Annotated in this window: 17 protein-coding genes; 6 read left to right on the forward strand and 11 right to left on the reverse strand. The window is 47.1% G+C overall.

All coding sequences use genetic code 11. The features are described from left to right. The first annotated feature begins 1 nt into the window (after nucleotide 1). Nucleotides 2–313, forward strand: a complete 312-nt coding sequence (locus tag BC351_RS11455) for a hypothetical protein (protein WP_079411954.1) — start codon at nucleotides 2–4, stop codon at nucleotides 311–313. Nucleotides 314–1,368: 1,055 nt separating this feature from the next. Here the strand turns inward: BC351_RS11455 and BC351_RS11460 are convergent. The 5 genes from BC351_RS11460 to BC351_RS11480 form a co-directional block, all read right to left on the reverse strand. Further along, nucleotides 1,369–1,722, reverse strand: coding sequence for a VOC family protein (locus tag BC351_RS11460; protein WP_079412040.1), 354 nt, complete (start codon nucleotides 1,720–1,722; stop codon nucleotides 1,369–1,371). A 96-nt stretch (nucleotides 1,723–1,818) separates the two neighbouring features. After that, a complete protein-coding gene (locus BC351_RS11465) occupies nucleotides 1,819–2,328 on the reverse strand; it encodes a hypothetical protein (RefSeq protein ID WP_079411956.1) in 510 nt (169 codons plus the stop codon). 38 nt (nucleotides 2,329–2,366) lie between these two features. Further along, nucleotides 2,367–3,212, reverse strand: a complete 846-nt coding sequence (locus BC351_RS11470; RefSeq protein ID WP_079411958.1) for an SDR family oxidoreductase — start codon at nucleotides 3,210–3,212, stop codon at nucleotides 2,367–2,369. Between the two features lie 125 nt (nucleotides 3,213–3,337). Further along, the gene (locus BC351_RS11475) at nucleotides 3,338–5,134 is read right to left on the reverse strand and encodes a CBM96 family carbohydrate-binding protein (RefSeq protein ID WP_208629686.1); all 1,797 of its coding nucleotides are present in this window, start codon (nucleotides 5,132–5,134) and stop codon (nucleotides 3,338–3,340) included. Nucleotides 5,135–5,252: 118 nt separating this feature from the next. Continuing rightward, nucleotides 5,253–6,098, reverse strand: a complete 846-nt coding sequence (locus BC351_RS11480; RefSeq protein ID WP_158082054.1) for an AraC family transcriptional regulator — start codon at nucleotides 6,096–6,098, stop codon at nucleotides 5,253–5,255. 456 nt (nucleotides 6,099–6,554) lie between these two features. On the opposite strand from BC351_RS11480, the gene BC351_RS11485 reads away from it, so the two are divergent. Continuing rightward, nucleotides 6,555–6,929, forward strand: coding sequence for a hypothetical protein (locus BC351_RS11485; RefSeq protein WP_079411962.1), 375 nt, complete (start codon nucleotides 6,555–6,557; stop codon nucleotides 6,927–6,929). Between the two features lie 312 nt (nucleotides 6,930–7,241). On the opposite strand, the gene BC351_RS11490 is transcribed toward BC351_RS11485, so the two are convergent. The 6 genes from BC351_RS11490 to BC351_RS11515 form a co-directional block, all read right to left on the reverse strand. Continuing rightward, nucleotides 7,242–8,228 carry an ROK family protein gene (locus BC351_RS11490; RefSeq protein ID WP_079411964.1) on the reverse strand — a complete coding sequence of 329 codons (987 nt, stop codon included), beginning with the start codon at nucleotides 8,226–8,228 and terminating at the stop codon, nucleotides 7,242–7,244. 20 nt (nucleotides 8,229–8,248) lie between these two features. After that, complete coding sequence (locus BC351_RS11495; protein WP_079411966.1) at nucleotides 8,249–8,929, reverse strand: N-acetylmannosamine-6-phosphate 2-epimerase; 681 nt, start codon at nucleotides 8,927–8,929, stop codon at nucleotides 8,249–8,251. Further along, nucleotides 8,926–9,855: a dihydrodipicolinate synthase family protein gene (locus tag BC351_RS11500; RefSeq protein WP_079411968.1), complete on the reverse strand. Its 930-nt coding sequence runs from the start codon at nucleotides 9,853–9,855 to the stop codon at nucleotides 8,926–8,928. Before BC351_RS11500 ends, BC351_RS11495 begins: the two co-directional genes overlap by 4 nt. A gap of 38 nt (nucleotides 9,856–9,893) precedes the next feature. Beyond that, nucleotides 9,894–10,787, reverse strand: a complete 894-nt coding sequence (locus BC351_RS11505; protein ID WP_079411970.1) for a carbohydrate ABC transporter permease — start codon at nucleotides 10,785–10,787, stop codon at nucleotides 9,894–9,896. A gap of 9 nt (nucleotides 10,788–10,796) precedes the next feature. Further along, nucleotides 10,797–11,693 carry a carbohydrate ABC transporter permease gene (locus BC351_RS11510; RefSeq protein WP_079411972.1) on the reverse strand — a complete coding sequence of 299 codons (897 nt, stop codon included), beginning with the start codon at nucleotides 11,691–11,693 and terminating at the stop codon, nucleotides 10,797–10,799. A gap of 76 nt (nucleotides 11,694–11,769) precedes the next feature. Beyond that, nucleotides 11,770–13,155 carry an ABC transporter substrate-binding protein gene (locus BC351_RS11515; RefSeq protein WP_079411974.1) on the reverse strand — a complete coding sequence of 462 codons (1,386 nt, stop codon included), beginning with the start codon at nucleotides 13,153–13,155 and terminating at the stop codon, nucleotides 11,770–11,772. A gap of 216 nt (nucleotides 13,156–13,371) precedes the next feature. Here BC351_RS11515 and BC351_RS11520 point away from each other — a divergent pair, with 216 nt between their 5' ends. Genes BC351_RS11520 through BC351_RS11535 form a run of 4 tightly spaced genes read left to right on the forward strand, consistent with a single transcriptional unit; the run spans nucleotide 13,372 to nucleotide 17,920 of the window. Beyond that, the gene (locus BC351_RS11520) at nucleotides 13,372–15,021 is read left to right on the forward strand and encodes a response regulator (RefSeq protein ID WP_079411976.1); all 1,650 of its coding nucleotides are present in this window, start codon (nucleotides 13,372–13,374) and stop codon (nucleotides 15,019–15,021) included. A 19-nt stretch (nucleotides 15,022–15,040) separates the two neighbouring features. Next, nucleotides 15,041–16,828 (forward strand): cache domain-containing sensor histidine kinase, encoded by a 1,788-nt coding sequence (locus BC351_RS11525; protein ID WP_079411978.1) that lies wholly within the window; start codon nucleotides 15,041–15,043, stop codon nucleotides 16,826–16,828. 46 nt (nucleotides 16,829–16,874) lie between these two features. Next, nucleotides 16,875–17,228, forward strand: a complete 354-nt coding sequence (locus tag BC351_RS11530; RefSeq protein WP_079411980.1) for a CidA/LrgA family protein — start codon at nucleotides 16,875–16,877, stop codon at nucleotides 17,226–17,228. After that, nucleotides 17,225–17,920 carry an LrgB family protein gene (locus BC351_RS11535; protein ID WP_079411982.1) on the forward strand — a complete coding sequence of 232 codons (696 nt, stop codon included), beginning with the start codon at nucleotides 17,225–17,227 and terminating at the stop codon, nucleotides 17,918–17,920. Before BC351_RS11530 ends, BC351_RS11535 begins: the two co-directional genes overlap by 4 nt. Nucleotides 17,921–18,024 lie beyond the last annotated feature (104 nt).

Here is an 18,024-nt window from a genome sequence, read left to right on the forward strand (position 1 = left end):
ATTGAATACACATGTAGAGCAAGCCTTGCTTGCAACATTAGCCAACTGGAAGGCCATGACTGCCTACCAAAGCGATGAACAGGAAGCCGTTGCGGATCAATTCCAATCGTCCTTCTATGTTTTCATTGATGCGCTCCGCGAATGGGTGCTTGCCCTAGACCCCAAACCACGGACTCTCGATGATCTAATGGCCTTGGATACTATGCAGGAGATTGCCGAGCGGCTCCCTGGCCCGCTGCTTTTGAATTTCGAAACCGAAGCCGAGTTGATCATGGACAACGAGCTGCGTGTTGATGAGGACAGCTATGATTGAGGTGGCGGATTTGGTTTTGGTTTAGTTTTGGCTCCCCGTCACCCCCAAAGGGAACTGTGATCCTCTATTTCGTGCAAAACCGCCCATTTTCATGGCGTAAGGGAACTACGTTCCTCTATTTCACGATTTCAGCCCCCTTCAAGGGGGCAAACGCTCAAATAGCGTATCTCAGTTCCCTCTCACTCCCCTTTCATCCCATTTACGCACAAATAGCGTACCATAGTTCCCTTTCACTCGTCACTCAGCCCTCTCTGCCCATGCATTCCCGCTAACTAGTGCTTTCCTACTCATCATCATCCATCCATCCCTCTCTCTGTCACGCAATTTACGCTCTCTAGTACCTTCCCACTCATCAGCTACTCTCTCCCACACATTTTCTGCTCACTAGCACCTTACTACTCATCAGCTACTCTCTCTGCCACACATTTTCTGCTCACTAGCACCTTACTACTCATCAGCTACTCTCTCTGCCACACATTTTCTGCTCTCTAGTACCTTCCCACTCATCATCTACCCTCACTGCCACGCAATTTCTGCTCTCTGGTACCTTCCCACTAATCATTTACTCTCTCTACCACGCAATTTCTGCTCTCTATTTCCTTACAACTCATCAGCCACACTCTCTCCCACACAATTTCTGCTCACTAGCACCTTACTACTCATCAGCTACTCTCTCTGCCACACATTTTCTGCTCTCTAGTACCTTCCCACTCATCATCTACCCTCACTGCCACGCAATTTCTGCTCTCTAATACCCTCCCAATCATCATCTACTCTCTCTGCCATACAATTTCCGCTCTCTAATTTCCTCTCACTCACCTCTCAGCCCCGCTTCCACACAATTGCTGCTCTCTAGTGCCTTCCCACTCACGAATCCCAATCTCCATCCACTTCCATACTGCCGCCCCTCAACTCCCTCTTATTAAGCAATTCCCTTTCAGCAGCACCACGTGTATACAAAAAAAGAACCATCAGCGCCCGTGTATTCCACGAAGCGGCTATGGTTCTTTCTAATACTACGGCTCAAAAGCCCTCAACACCTGCCGGGTCCTTCCCTACTCCGCATGAGCTAGGATGTTGATTAGCTTGCCGAACGGGTCGCGGACATAGAAGCGGCGCACACCCCACGGCTCATTAACGGGACCATACAGGATCGGAACCCCAGCCTCCCGCATACGCGCGAAAGCAGCATCGACATCGTCAACTTCGATTGACAAATCTGGTGTTGGCGACCCAGACCCTCCCTGAGAAGCAAAGCTAACTTGGACGCTCATCTCTTCACTAGAGCCATAAGTTGCGATCCATCCATGATCCATAAGAATATCCAGCCCGAGTATATCTTGGTAAAAGCTTTTTGCTTCCTTCACATCCTGCGTCTCAATATTCGCAACAATACGCGTGACCTTCACCGCTAATCCCTCTCCTCTCAGTTGCAAAAAAGACCTCCATCCCCAGGCTTGGAACACACGGAGTAGAGGCTTTCTTGGTGGCTTTGTAAATTCGGCTTACACCGTTTTATCTACAAAAGAAATCTGGTTCTGTTCGGCGAATTTCTTCAATCTTCCCGCCATTGCCGCCACGTCGAACCGATTCAACGTTTTGGTATATACCCAGCGCGGTGACTTGCCATTCAAGTCAATAATGACTTGCCCCGGCGAATAAACAATTTCTTTGATATGACTTGGCGTCAGCACAAGCTCCCTGGCCAGCCCTCTCTTGGAAAGGCTTGTCTTCGAAACTTTCAAATAAGGCCGACGAACAAAATAGATAAAAATACCAACAACCAAATAAGCGGAAGTCGTATACCAATACATGGTATCACCATCTGTTTTCGTCAACGTGGCGAGCAAAAAGATCGAAATCAGTATAAAAAACAGCGCAAGCATAATGCTGCGGCCTTTAAATACTTCAGGGCGATCCGGATCTGTGGAAATAGGCGCAATGCCCTTTTTGGAGCGATCCTTGTTGATTTTTTTCGAGTTTTTACTAACCATTCTTTCCCACTTGCGAGACATTCATTTCACTCCTCAACATATCTGCTTTGCTTTTTGCTTCATTTCAACACCCTTGTTAACACACCTTCATACCACTTCCATGGCAAAAGACTTCTTGCCCGCAGCCCCAGTTTCACGCCCCGCCCCATCGGATATCGCAGCTTAGGACGAGGGTTGTCCACAATCCTGACGATTTGGTCAGCGACTTCCTGCGGATCAGGCGCATGGGCTGCGGCTTTGCGAGAATAGATCAGCATTCGGCTGAGCGGCTTCCAGTACGGAGATTCCTCCGTGGTATGAACAGCATCGAATCCTTTTCGCCAAATCTCGGTTTTGTAAGCGCCAGGCTCCACCAGTACGACACGGACACCAAAAGGCTGCATTTCTAAGCGAAGCGACTCGCTAAAGCCTTCAATCGCAAATTTCGATGCACTGTATGGCGCATAACCGGGAAAAGCGGAGAGCCCGCTCACGCTGCTTAGATTCACAATACAGCCGGATTTCTGTACGCGCATGTGAGGAAGGACGGCTTGCGTCATCGCGATGACGCCGAATACATTCGTTTCGAACTGCGCTCTCCACGCGTCCATTGGCACATCTTCCACATAGCCGCCAACAGCAAAACCTGCATTGTTGATAAGCGCATCCATTCTTCCATACGTATACATGATATCAGAAACCGCCTGTTCAATCGAGCTATGATTGGTCACATCAATCTGCACCGTCTCCAAGCTGCCCTTGACGTGAGCTTGTTCCGCTTGTTCGAGCAAAAGCCCGCTTTTGCCAAGATCACGCATAGACGCAACAACCTGATACCCATTTCGAGCTAAAGCGATAGCTGTCAATAAACCAAATCCACTCGACGCACCTGTCACAAGCGCGACAGGCTTGCTAAAATGATCCATAGCCGCCCTCCAAATTTCTCTCATTCCTTCATATTCCCATACTCCTCACACAATGTCGATATGCAAAAGAATTTCCACACCAAAAAGCCGGAGCGCTGCCGCCCCGGCCCTTCCCTATGATGCCATTAGTTCACATTGTTGTTGTATAAATTTCCGCCGCCTGTACGCGTGTCATTCACAGCCTTAGTACCCGTTGCCGCACTTGTCGCAAAGACGACATATCCGCTCGAATTATCCAAGTTTACCGTATTGTTGTTAAACGAATTGTTCGTGCCGGTTGCATAGTCAGTTCCATGTGTGCGAACCTGGAAAGCATCCAGAATGTTCGCATTGCCGTTACGATAGCCTTGATTATAGCGAACAATCGTATTTACTCCTTTTACATCAACAAAGCTGTCTGCGCTGTTCTCACCACTGATGCCAGTTCCGTTAAATGTGCAATATTCAATAATCGTACCGCTGGCGCCTTCTTTGACATCAATATGCTCAGCCGTAATGCCGCCATTGAAATTCGTATGGCTAATGACATTGCCTGTCACCACATGCTCGTAGTTGGAACTGGAATCTGAGCCTACATAAGCGCCTTCGCCATAACCCGCCTGATACTTCCCTGTATCGTAGATCAACGAATATTCCAGCGTATTGTAGGAGCTTCCATCACGGAAATGCACACCTTCATCCCCTACATTGTGTACATTGACATTGTTCAAAAGATTGCGGTTCCCATTGTCAATGATGATCCCCTTTTGCGCATTCGTCACTTCGATATCGCGAATTTGCCAGTAGTCTCCGGTCAAGTGAATCCCGTAGGAGCCATCGTTCACATTCACCCCTTTCAAGATAGCGGGATTGGCGGCATCACAGCTTTTCAAGATGATGGGGTTGGCTGACGTTCCGTTTTTATCGGAGAAAAACAGACCTTGCCCGCCTGGATCACCGCTGGTTGAACGATTACCGACATATGTGCCTGGCGCAATGGAAATGACCGTGCCGGCCGACGCATTTTTCAGAGCATTTTGAATCGCGGTTGTTGTATTCAGTGCATTCGAGCAGCTTGGCGGTGCTGTTCCTCCAGTTGTTGTAACATTGATGCTGCTGCTTTGTGCCGATACATTCCCGGCTGCATCCTTCGCTTTGAGATAATAGCTATAAGCGGTTGAGGCGGTTAAACCTGTGTCGCTGGTCGAAGTGCCGCTGACGCTTTTGAGGAAAACGCCATTCCGATACACATCATATCCGGTCACGCCAACGTTATCGGAAGAAGCGCTCCAGTTCAAATTAATTTGACTGCTGGACGCCGCCGTGCCTGTCAATCCCGTTGGAACCGTAGGCGCCTGCGTATCTCCCGTAGTGCCTCCGCCGCTCACGACGACAAGCTGCGGCTTGTTCGCTGCATTTTCACTGCTGTTTAGCGTTGTATATTTCCCAACGCTTTCTTGCAAGGCAAATGAAACGACAGCATCCCCAGCTGCTTCTGCCGTTACGTAGGAAGTCACGTCAATCTCGTTGTATGTGTTGGTTGTGTTGATGGGTACACTGCCTGCGGAACTGCCAACCGTTGGTTTGTTATTCCAAGTGATGGCTGATTGGGTCCAACTGTCCGTCGTCTGATATGCCGAGAGCACAGTTGAGGAGGAAGCGCTGCCATAAATGCGCAGCTTGGCACTTGTCACCCCAGACAAGCCTGTTAGATTGAATTTCAGGAAGGTAAGGCGAGCTGCGCTAGGGTCATTTTTGACATACAGCGATGTCGCTGTCCCAAAATTGGAAGCCGCATTCCCTTGATGCACGTAGGAATCATCCGATGGGCTGAGCGTAGTCGTAGCTGCGCTGGCAACCGTCGGGACGGCCATAACAATTAAGGATGATATTAAAGTGATCACCCCTGATCTACCTGTGAAACTTGCGAATTGTTTGATCAAACGAACCATTCCTCCTATAAGATCTATTTTAGATAACGCTTACATTCCTTAGTATAAAAGATTGCCAAACATCCATGTGCCAGTCTATTGCCCTAAATTTGCACTGTGTTGCGGTTATTTAGAGCTGCATTCGGTAAACCTTGGGCGTTGTTCCTAAAACAGCTTTGAACACCCGACAGAAATAGGAGCCATTCAGAAATCCAACCTCTTGAGCTATGAAGCTCGCCGTTTTGGTTGTCGTTTCAAGCAGCAGGCATGCTTCCTTTAATCTGCGCGAGATAATAAACTCCGTGATGGAGCTGCCTGTCGACTGCCGAAACATATGGGATAAATAATACGTAGACAAATGAAGGTCTTCAGACATCCTGCTCAGATCAAATTTCTCTTTGTAGTGAAGCTCAATCCACTCTAGCATTTGCATGGCCGTATGACTGAAACGCGGTTTGCCCTCATCTTCCTTCCCTTTATAAATTTCCTTCTCATACGGTTCAAGATGCCGAAGAATAGACAACAGGCAGAGGATAAATTCTTCTTGCTGCTTATTAGCGGGAGCGTTTTTAAGCTTTATATTCAAATTCTCAAACAAATTGGCAACATGCTGTTGCTGCGGCAAAACTTGACTTGTTAATTCCTTCTTCCAAAGAATGTTAAACCATTTGCGGATACCGTTAAAAGCCAGCAGCGCACCATCCAGCTTATATGGATCAAACATGAGGATGGAACGGATGAAAGGTCCTTTCATTTGTATCCGATGCAGTTGAAACGGCTGAAATACAAGCAATGTGCCAGGTTCGATGCTGAGCAATCGCTTGTTCACTTCCACAGTTCCATGACCTTCGTAGACAAAAAGAAATTCCATACAAGGATGAGCATGATAAATTTCCCAAGCCTGCTTGCGACAACACTTATAGTGATTGAGATGAAATGGTTCTTTCCTTACATCAACACTTGTGCTTAACTTCAACAGCCATCCCTCCAGACTCCGGATAATGGAATGATTTGGACGTTCCATCGTGAGCACACTTTACCACAACTGCGCCAGGAATGATTGTGTAAATTCAAGGCTTTCCAGTGTTTTTTATGCATGAAAAAAGCACTATTAAGGCCATTCAAAGATGAGCAGCCTTGTTAAGAGGAATCCGGCATATGCTGCCCCCCTTCTCAACTACAATCCTTTTCTGCACCAATCAATAATAGTCATAACTGCTTCCATCTTCGCATAGTGTATATAGTTGCTTATTACTGAAAGCAAAATGAAAAGTTGCTGAAAACAACTAATTACACTTATTTGAAGGGATGCTGATTTCGTATTCTTACTCTAGAAAAAATCCATTTTATTGAGACTCGGTGCATCAACCCGCAGGACGCAATCATTATTCGTCTACTCACAGAGGGCATTGCTCCTCACGAAATCGTTTATTTGAAACAAGGCTCACTGGATGCAAAAAATCAATTACTTGCTGTCACAGATGCAATAGGAACCAAAAGATTCGTACATATCTCCAAAGCTTGCCTTGAACTTTATCAAAGCGCCCTCCGGCAAACGACCTATCTCATGAATCCCGGAGACCTTTCCAATAAGCAAAGATCTGTCGAGTTGCGCGACAGCGACTACCTGATCAAGGTAAGCATGCAGGATTATATCGCGAATCGGAGCATGATCACGGAAATGGATTCCGTTATTTTGCGCACCATTTATATGAGACTTCGGCGCTTGGCAGACTTTTTCTCAACACCTGAGCTCACCTACTTGACCACAGTCAAACTTGAGCTTAAGCAGCCTGTTCATGCTTAGCAGCTAATATTCAAAGGCCGATCGGCCTTTTTTACCATAAAAAAGACGTTTTCGGCATCCGAAAACGTCTTTTTATTTGGCGATATCAACACGTAGTCGCTCCTCTTCGAATAGCCAGTTCGATTCAGAGCTTCATTTACGATCCGAACAAGATGATGTGCTGGGATATTATTACTCCAAAAGAAACCACTCCTGCGAGTTCAATGGTTGCTCGACACTTCCATATTACCAAGGGTGGCTTCTTTTGGTTTTACAAATTTATGCTGCCTTCCTCGCGCGTTGAGACTGCCTTTTCGGCAGGCTCAGCCTACCTCAACGCGAGCTCGCTGCCTTAACTAAAGGATACTCCCAGATTTGCAGCGCAGCGCCAATCATTCCACTCCAATTGCCATGGTACGCCAATTCGATTCGAACGCCCTCCCGCATCGAAGGCATGGATCTGCGTGTCACTTCGTTCCTGATCCCCTCGAGCAACGGCTCGCCCGCCTCAGCGACCCCGCCGCCAATCACGATTAATGCCGGATTGAACATATGGATGAATGACGCCATTGCGGCGCCAAGCGCAGCTATCGTCTCATCCATAATCTCTGTCGCAGTAACATCCCCTGCCCGCCAGCGCGCAAACACCATGCGCGAATCCAATGATTCCTCCCGGCTTCCGATTCGCGCCAGCCGTTCCAGCATGCGCCGAGCTATATTCGTTCCTGACGCATACTGCTCAAGGCAGCCGATCCCACCGCAAAGGCAGGGCAGTCCGTTAAAATCTACGGACAGGTGGCCTAACTCTCCCCCTGCTCCCCAACAACCGTGAACCAGCTGGCCATTCACAACAATAGCACCGCCTACGCCTGTACCCAGCGCCAGACAAAGAAAATGATCCACACCTTTGCCTGCTCCAAGATGCTTCTCTGTCAAAGCCAATACGTTTACATCGTTGTCGACAATCGTTGGCAGCGCAAATCGCTCCTGCAGCAAACTGCGAAGTGGAGTCCCCGCATAGCCAGGGAGGATGTCGGAAGCTGAACGAATGCTGCCTTCCTCCCAGTCGACTTGACCGGCACTGCCTACGCCAATTCCTTTGTAGCGAAGGTTTGGCTGCTTCATACTTCCCTCAGCAATCAATTGTTGAATGGCTTGCTGCACGCGATCTGCGGTATCCACCTGACCAGCGCATGTCGCTAGACTAACGGTGTGCAGCACCTCGCCCTGCGAGGTGACCACACCGGCATTAATTTTGGTTCCGCCGATATCGACACCAATGGCATAGTCCGAATTCGGATCATGAAGGTTCATTTCCATGGATTAGCCGCCCCCTGCCCCTAAAGATTGCGCAGCGCTTGAACATAACGTGCGGTGATTAATTGCGGCCTAGTAATGGCGCTCCCCACCACGACGTAGGCTGCCCCTGTTGCCAACGCTTTAGCGGCATCCTCCGGAGTCCAAATACGTCCTTCAGCAACAACAGGGACTTTCACTTTCTCCACTAACTGCTGAAGCAGCTCAAAATCCGGCTCCTCAGCCTGCCTGCTGTAAGAGGTATAGCCGGAAAGGGTGGTCCCGATGTAATCCACACCCAATTGTTCCGCTGCAAGTCCTTCTTCCAGTGTAGAAATATCCGCCATAACGGCGATCCCCATCTTGTGGGCATAGGCAATGAGCGGTTTCACAGTTTCCAATCGGCCTTCTCGATCCGTCACATCCAAGGCAACAATGTCCGCTCCTGCCATCACAATTGCCTTCACTTCATCTATCGTTGGCGTAATGAATATGTCCGATCCTTCGATATCCTTTTTGATAAGACCAATGACAGGCACATCCACCTCTTGTTTGATCTTGACAATATCGACAACCCCATTCGTCCGAATGCCTATCGCACCCGCACTCACCGCAGCTCTTGCCATTTTGGCCATCGTATCTCCACCATGAAGCGGCTCATCAGCAAGCGCCTGACAAGAGACAATTAATCCTTTGACCGTAAAAATGTCGCGAGGTCCGTTCATTCTTGTACGACCCCTTCAGCTTGCGAAATATAGCTTAAGATCCGCTGGTTTAATTCCTCTACACGCTTCAATTCAGCAGCTGGGATCGGCAGCAGCGGCAGCCTTGGTTCGCCGGTATCATAGCCACGGAGTTTTAAGATAGCTTTGCAAGCTCCATATAAGGATGGGAAGGACAGCAATTCGACAATAAGCTCATTGACGATAAACTGCCATTTCTGAGCCTCGGCCATTTGCCCTTGGACATAGCAGCTTTCGATTTTCAGAAAAAGCTCTGGCATAACGCCATAAGTACCGCCGATTCCTCCATCTGCGCCTATGCTTCGTCCAGCCAAGTATTGTTCGTCAGGACCATTAAGGACCAAGAAATCTTTCCCTCCGGCAGCCTTGAACTGCTGCAGCTCAAAGGTGCTTTCGGCGGAGATTTTGACACCGATGACTTTGTCTTGTTCCGCCATTTTGACTAGAAGACTCTTCGATAATTGGAAGCCCGTCGTTTGTGGAATATGGTAAATAATGAATGGCAAATCGGTGCTGTCAACGATTTCTTGCCAATGTGTTTCCACACTTTGAGGCGATAGACGGTAATAAATGGCTGGCACGGCAGACACGGCATGCGCCCCTACAGCTTCGGCATGGCGAGCCAGCTCTACACTGTCATGGGTAGCAGCAGCACCGACATGCGCGATAATCGTCAGCTCTTGGCCAACTTCTGCCACAACAGCCTCCAGCATTTGCTTGCGCTCTTCCACCGATTGCAGCATGCCTTCTCCTGAACTTCCTCCTACATACAGCCCTTTTACACCTGATTTGGCATAGTAACGCGCTAGTTGTCTTGCGGCTTCTTGATCAACGTCACCTGCCTCGTTATAGCTTGAATACATGGCAATCGTTATCCCTTTAAAGCGTTCTAAGTCATAAGTTCTCATTATGTTCCTACCTCCGAGTTTTTTTCTCTCTTCGTTCATTACCCTTTTACAGCACCCATCGTAATCCCTTGTGTAAATGCTTTCTGGAAAATGAGGAATATCGCAATCATCGGCACGGAAGCAAGTGCCGCACCTGCCATCAACACGCCATAGTTGGTCAAAAATTCACTTTGCGTCGTCATCATGGAGACACCAAGCGGAAGCGTCATCATGGACGTGGAGCGAACCATAATCAATTGGCTGAAGTAGTCATTCCATGAAGCAATGAAGGTGAAAATAGCCAAAGCGCCCAAAGCAGGCTTAAGCAGCGGCAAAACAATTGTTGAAAACAAGCGAATTTCCGAGCAGCCATCCATTTTCGCCGCCTCGATCAATTCACCTGGAATGGTTTGCGCGAACTGTTTCATCAGGAATACGCCAAACGGCCAGCCGATCGCCGGCAAAATGAGTCCATGGTACGTGTTGACCCAACCGAAGTTAGCCAACATGGTAAACAGCGGAACAAGAATAACTTGCTTAGGCAGTGCCATCGCCGCAATAAACATCGTGAAGATGATTTTTCTGCCGGGAAATAATTTCTTGGCAAGCACATAACCAGCCGTCGAAGAAACAAGGCACACCGCCGCCATTTCAACGACAGATATGATAAAGCTGTTCAGCGTCCAGCGCCAAATCGGGTTTTTGAACAGTTCCAGCCAGTTGCTCAAGGTCGGTTTAAGCGGGAACCACTCCGGCGGAATGGCTGTCGCTACAGTTTGAATTTTAAAAGCTCCTGTCACAATCCAATAAAACGGAAAGATAAAAACTAGCGTCGATATCAGCAACAAAACAGTAGAAAGCACCTTCATCGGGGTCCATTCTCGTTTTAAACTGTTTTTGCTTTTGCGCCTAAGGTGTTGGGCATGTACTTGCACATGTGCATTTGATGTCATGATGGCCTCCTAGTACTCTACATCGCTGCCGAAATATTTGAATTGGATCGTTGAGATGATTCCGATCACGATCGCCAACAGAATGCCCATCGCGGAAGCAATTCCGAAGTGCCCGAGTAGAAATGCTTGTTCATATACGCCGTACATGACAGTGGATGTGCTATAAACAGGACCACCTGATGTTAGCAATTGGATGAGCGCGAAGCACTGAAACGTATTAATCGTAGTAATAACAATGACGTAGAGATTGGTCGGCATCAGCATCGGCCACACGATTTTCAAGAAAATCTGCCATGGTGTTGCACGGTCGATCTCCGCTGCCTCAATATAGGAAGTGGGAATGTTGCCCAACGAAGCGACATACAGAATGATCGGCTGACCGACCGATGTGGTGATTAAAACAGCTATGATGGCTAATAGAGCAGTTCTCGTATCGCCTAACCAGGATATAGGCTCAAACCCAAGCATGCCTGTCAAATAATTGAGAATTCCATAGTTTGGATGATAAATCCATCCCCAAACGACCGTAATGCTTACGACCGAGGATACAGCCGGCAAATAAAAAACGCCTCTGAAAAAGGATCTGGAAAATTCCTTCATTTTATAAATGTTAACAGCCACGAAAACGGAAAACACAATGACGATAGGAACCGCTATCACAACAAGCAATATCGTATTTCGCATGGACTTCAGGAACGTTTCGTTATGAAATAAAGAGACATAATTATCTAGTCCGACAAAGTCAAAATTCCGCAGTGAATAATCAAAAAAACTAATATAAACGCCTCTTAGCATCGGATATGCGACAAAAACCAGAAAAAATCCAAACGCTGGAAGTAAAAAGAGATAGCTCATCAGCCAGTCGCGTATGACAAATTTTCTCGATTTGCTAACCGTTGCCTCCATTTCCTTCTCCCCATTTCATGTGTTTAGTGAAAGGAGCAGCGCTGCTTGCTACGCTACTCCACTCTCCAAATGTGCTTTATTTTTGATTTTGCGCTTTCGCTTTGGCAATCGCATCATTCGCTTTAGCGGCAAAGGCATCCAAAGCTTCTTTGCCTGTTGCTCCGCCAGTAAGAGCACGTTGCAATTCTGGGAACCAGAACGTACGAATTTCTGCATAACCGTCTGCAATGGTTGGAGGATCCGTGATGAATTGACGTGCCAGATCGGCATATTTGTATTCCGGATCATTATATAATCCTGTAATGGATGTACGAGCCGATAATCCACCCGTTTGAATGATGTTTTTCTTGCCCCAAACCGGATCGTTCACGACGAAATCAATAAATTTCTTCGATGCGGCAATTTTATCGGCATTGCCGTTATTGAAAATCGCTAAACCGCCAAGGAATGGCTCTAATTTTGGCTTCGATCCATCAAGCGTTGGGAATGGCAGCAGCACATCGTCAAACTGTACTTTTTTGTTCGCCACATTCTGAGCTTTGAGAACCGGTGAATAATTCAGTGTGAACGCCAATTTACCTTGCAGGAACAAGTCGTTCACGTCGGCAGCAGCGAGAGAAGCAGCTCCGGCTACGCTGATTTTGTCTTTGGTAGCTTTCACAACCCAATCCAAGGCTTTGCCGGCATTCTCGGTATTAATCGCTACTTTGCTGTTATCCTCCGTCAAAAATCTGGACACACCTAAGTTAGCCAAGTAGGCACGTGTTCCTTGATCACCTGCTGTACTTTTTGCGAAGAACCCGGTCGGAATGATCTCCGGCGCTTTTTCTTTAACCGCGTTCAAGGCTTTCTCATATTCTGCTACTGTCCATGTACGATCCGGCCTGCTTAATGGAAGCAAATCAAGAGCGCCGATTTTCTCAAATACGGTCTTGTTGACAGCCATCATGAATGGACCTGTGTTCAAAGGATACATGACAATCTGGTCGCCCACGGTGGATTGTTTCCAGAAAGCTGGAGCAATATCGTTCTTGATGTCTGCGGGTATGATGTCATTCAGTGGAGCTAGAAGCTTCTTCTTCCCCCAGTCGATAATGCGCCCTGGTGCGTCATAGATAACGTCAGGCGCCGTATTGGAGGAGATAGCCACGTTCAGTTTCTGAGGACCGCCATCAAAGGTGATCATTTCTAGATTAACTTTAATTTCAGGATGTTTTTCATTGAAGGCAGCAATGATTTGTTTCTCGTATTTGCCAACTTCGCCATCTAGCGTTTGGAAGTTAGGGAAGTTCCACCATGTAATCTCTACAGGCTTGGCAGCCGCTTGGGTTGCCGCAGGCTTCTGAGCATCTTGTGTGGCTGCAGGCTTATTCTGATCAGACGTGTTGGAACATGCCACTAGCTGTGATCCTACAAGCGCGACGCCTAAAACTGTCATTAACCCTTTTTTCATTGCCCTCATCTAAGTACCCCCATGAATTTATTGGAATAGTAACTTGCTCTCATTCCTTGCACCTAGCATAAGGCAGAATGAAAATCGATAGAATCCCCGAGTTTTTACTTCCATAGTCGTATTCTGACCTGTTTGTTTACCGAACATTTACAATCACGATTTATCGCGGTTTTTAGTATATAATTTGTGTAAAGAATAATCAGGTCTTAACCTTGTGGGGGATTCATGTATAAACTTATGATTGTCGAGGATGAACCACTCATCAGAACAGGTCTTAAGCATTACTTTGCTTGGCAGGAACTAGGCGTTACTTCCATTGTCGACGCAGATAATGGAAAGACCGGCATAGAAACAGCATGGCGAGAGCGGCCAGATCTGGTGATCACGGATATTCGCATGCCGGAGATGGACGGCCTTCAAATGATTGAACAAATTCGCTTGAAGCTTCCTGATACCGTATTTATCATTTTGACAGGTTTTAATGAATTTGAGTATGCTCAGAGAGCCATCCGCTTGGGCGGTGTGCACGCTTTTCTGCTTAAACCCTTGGAATATGAAGATAGCTTGGCTACCATACAAGCCTGCATGAAGCAAGTCGTCCACAATCATAACAACGTGCAAACCCATTCCCAGTGGGAACAAGCCTCCAGAGAAAGCAAGCTATATAAAGGCAGTGAGTTTGTTCAATTGCTGCTTGAAGAAGAACAACTGCTTATTGAAGAAGACGGACTGCAGCATCTGTATGAATTCGCCAGCGACAAATACGCCTATCTCCCACTTGTCGTCACTTGGCTGCCCGTCATGTCAGCGCTTCCTCCATCCAAAAAAATATTAAGACAGCAAGCTTTAACGATAATCGAACAGGCTCTATCTTTCCTCTATGACAAACAGATGCACAGACAAACCCTAACCTATATGTTCAAATCCAAATTATACGTCATTGTGATCATGGATTCTGGGGAGAGCACATCTGCTCAGGAAAGCGCCCGAGATCACTTAAAGCAAGTCATAGAGAAAGTCAATCAAACACATGCCGTTTCACTGTTCATGGCCATTGGCACGCTGACGAATGAGTTGTCTGAGCTAAATATATTGCTGCAGCAAACGGACAAAGCTTTGCTTCAGCGTTATTATCACAAGGATCGCCATCTCTTCTTTCTTCCATCCGGCGATATGCCTCAGGCCCATAAGACAGCCTTAATTCAACTGAATGAGAATGATAAAAAACAGCTCCTGGCCAGTATTGAAAGCGCGAACGAAGTGGACATTCAGCAGCTTTTACAGCGCTTGGGACAGGAAATCCTGGTCCATATGCCCCATATTTCGCCGGCGAAATGGCTAGCTTATTTACAAGAAATCATTAGCGTTTCCATTCGCTTTGCGATAAAAAATGGCATCCCCATCGAAGGCGTATATAGCGATAAGCTATTAACCCTGACATGCGTGGATGATTTCCCGACACTTGATGCTCTCTTTCATTGGCTTGGCGCCTGGATGGCTCATCTTGGAACGGTTTATAGAGGCGGCTCCTCGCACAATCAGCAGCAAGACGTACTGATATTCGAGCATATCGCTTCCTTCATTAAGCAGCACATTGCACAAGATGTGACACTGCAGATGGTGGCGGACCGTTTCTTCTACAATCCTTCTTATTTAAGCCGTTTGTTCAAAAGAAAGCTCGATAAAAATTACATGCGGTTTGTGACCGAAATTAGAATTGAATATGCACAGGAATGCTTGAAGAAACCGGAGCATTTGGTAACCGATGTTTGCTCGATGTGCGGCTACAAAAGCTACAAGCATTTTGTCAAAACGTTTCGAAGCATCACGCAAATGACACCAACAGACTACAGGAAAAAATGGGGCTGGTCCTAAATTGCCTAGATGGAGACATTTGAAACAAAAGCTTCGCATGAAGCATGTGAATCACCAAATTTTCATGCTGATGATTCTCATTATTACCATACCCTTATTGATTATTTCCGTCATTATTTATCTGTTTTCCATGCAAGCCGTCAAAAACGAGTATCAAAGCAGCTCCAATTTAATTCTGACGAATTTATCCTTCAACATCGACCAATACTTGCAAAGCATCGAAAAAGGCACGCTTAATGCTCAAATGGACGGACAACTTCAAGGAGCCTTAGAGAATTGGACACTGGACAAGAACGATAATGGAAATGATCAAAAAATTCAATATGGAAATATTATTGAGCATTTCATTAGCTCGATCGAAATGACGATCAAGAATGTCGACAGCGTACAGATCTATGCCGGTTCCCGCGTCTTCTACTCCACCAACTTCAATCGGTCTGATTACGATGTGAAGGACTTCACGCATGAAGACTGGTATGTGCAAACACAGGCGCGCAATGGCGGCATCGTCCTGTTCGGCGCCCACCTGCCATTTCATCGCGTGAATGCCAAAGATAACGTCATCTCGATTGCCAGAGTCATTAATAAAGTCGGCAGCAAGCAGCCCATCGGCACCATGCTGATCGACATTCGACTGGACTCGTTACGGGAAATTTTAAAATTATCCGAGGTCAGCAAGCGCAATTTCATTATTATTGATAATAATGGCGGGGTCATTTACAATTCAGAGCGGAATGAATCCAAACTGGCCTTATCGACAAGTATTAAAAATCAGAATATGGATACCGTCCTCAAAGAGGATGCGGGCAGCTTTTATGCTCATTTTTCCGGAAATGATTCCTTTATTAACTTTGTTACTTCTCCTTATTCAGGCTGGAAGGTTATCCAATATATTGATGAAAAAGAGATGACCAAACAAGCCGATGTTCTGATCAAAATTGTTCTGACTCTCGCCTTCCTCTCACTCGGCACAGCGATCTTGTTCATGTTCATCCTGTCCGCTCGCGTGACGAAGCCGATTATTCTGTTAAGCAGACAAGTCAAATTGGTCGGTTTAGGCAAATTCGATGTCGATTTAAGCAGTGACCGGCAGGATGAATTCGGCGTGCTCTATCAAGGCATTCGCAAAATGGTGGAAGATTTGCAAATCTATATCGAGCGTTCCTCCATGGCCAAAGTTCAGCAAAAAGTAGCCCAATACGGCGCCTTAAAAAGCCAAATCAATCCTCATTTCCTTGCTAATGTGCTCGAATCGATTCAGATGAAAGCAGTCATCAATCAACAACGGGAAATCAGCGAAATGGTCGGGATGATCGGCAGACTGTTCCGCATCCATATTCAAACAGGGAAAGAGACTGTTCCCTTAAAGGAAGAACTTGAGCATATTCGACTATATGTGAAAATACAGCAGCTGCGTTTTGGCGATAAAATTCAATACACAGAACGGCTTGCTGAGGGCAGCGAAAACCTGCAGGTCATGCATTTCTCGCTTCAGCCTTTGATCGAAAATGCGATCGTTCATGGATTGGAACGTCGAAACGGACCAGGCCTGCTCGAAGTTTCATCCATGAAATCAGGCTATGATATGTTCATTATTATCAAGGATAATGGCGTAGGAATGAGCGAGGAGAAGCTTGAGCAGCTCCGCTTCCGGCTTTCCCTGCCTTCTGACACGCTGGATGAAGATCATATCGGGGTCAAAAATGTGCATGATCGCATCCTCTTTTATTTCGGAGAGCAGTACGGTCTAACTATTGACAGTCAACTGGGAGAAGGAACTACCGTTACGATCCGAATCCCTGCTTAACTGCTTAATACCTGTTTCATCCATAACTACATTTGAAGGAGATCTTATGTTAGGTTTTGCAATCTTGCTTGCTTTTCATTTACTTGGCACTTGGCTCCAATTGAGCCTGCATATACCGCTGCCTGGGAATGTCATTGGTCTCATCCTGTTTACGATCTCGCTGTTTGCCAAGTGGATTAAACTCTCTTGGGTCGAATCCGCAGCCGGGTGGCTGACAGGGCATATGATGCTGTTTTTTACACCTTTTGTAGTTGGAACGATGGTTTTCTTTCCACTTATTGCATCCAATTGGTTATCCATTAGCGTTGGCATCATTGGAAGCTCCATGGCTGTCCTTATCGTAACCGGATTGCTCACAGCTAAGCTGCAGCGCAAGGAATCGGATGGTGATGTGTCATGAGCTTCAGCGAATGGGTCAATCAGCCCTTGTTTGGTCTTGCCCTTAGCGTAGTGGCCTATACAGGAGCCCAGCTTATCCAGCAGCGCTGGCGATGGCTTCATCCGTTGTTTATTTGTTCCGGTGTTATTATCATTCTGCTGCTCGCTTGCCACATCCCCTATTCTGCTTACAAGGTGGGCGGGGATATGCTAACGCTCTTATTAGGTCCAGCAACCGTTGCGCTTGGTGTTCCTCTCTACAAACATGCAGGCTTGATAAAGCGCCATCTCGCTGGCATTCTCGTTTCAGTTACCGTCGGTTCACTGACCGGTATGATCAGTGCCGCAGCCTTCATCGGGCTGCTTGGCGGAAGCCGCGACATCCTGCTGAGCATGATGCCCAAGTCGGTCAGTTCCCCTATCGCGATAGAGATATCGCGACACTTGGGAGGCTTGCCGGAGCTTACCTCCGTGTTGACTGTGCTTACTGGCCTTTTTGGCAGTATGATCGGGAAACAGCTCTTAACGTGGCTTGGCTTTAAGGATAGCCTTTCGATCGGCATCGCCCTAGGAACCGCAGCTCATGGCATAGGAACAGCTAAGCTCGTTAAGGATTCCGAGCTGCAGGGCAGCCTTAGCGGTTTTGCCATGGGGGCCGCTGGGATCATCACGTCCGTATTATTTATACCGGTCTATTGGTGGTTGCGAGGGTGACTGCGACTGGAGCAGGTTAGCCGCAAGGCAATGAGCAAAATAAAAGAAGGAGCTGCCCGCAAGTAGATTTATCTACTTATGGGACAGCTCCTTCTTTTGGCTGC

Origin of the sequence: Paenibacillus ferrarius, from assembly GCF_002027705.1 — a bacterium.
GTDB lineage: Bacteria > Bacillota > Bacilli > Paenibacillales > NBRC-103111 > Paenibacillus_E > Paenibacillus_E ferrarius.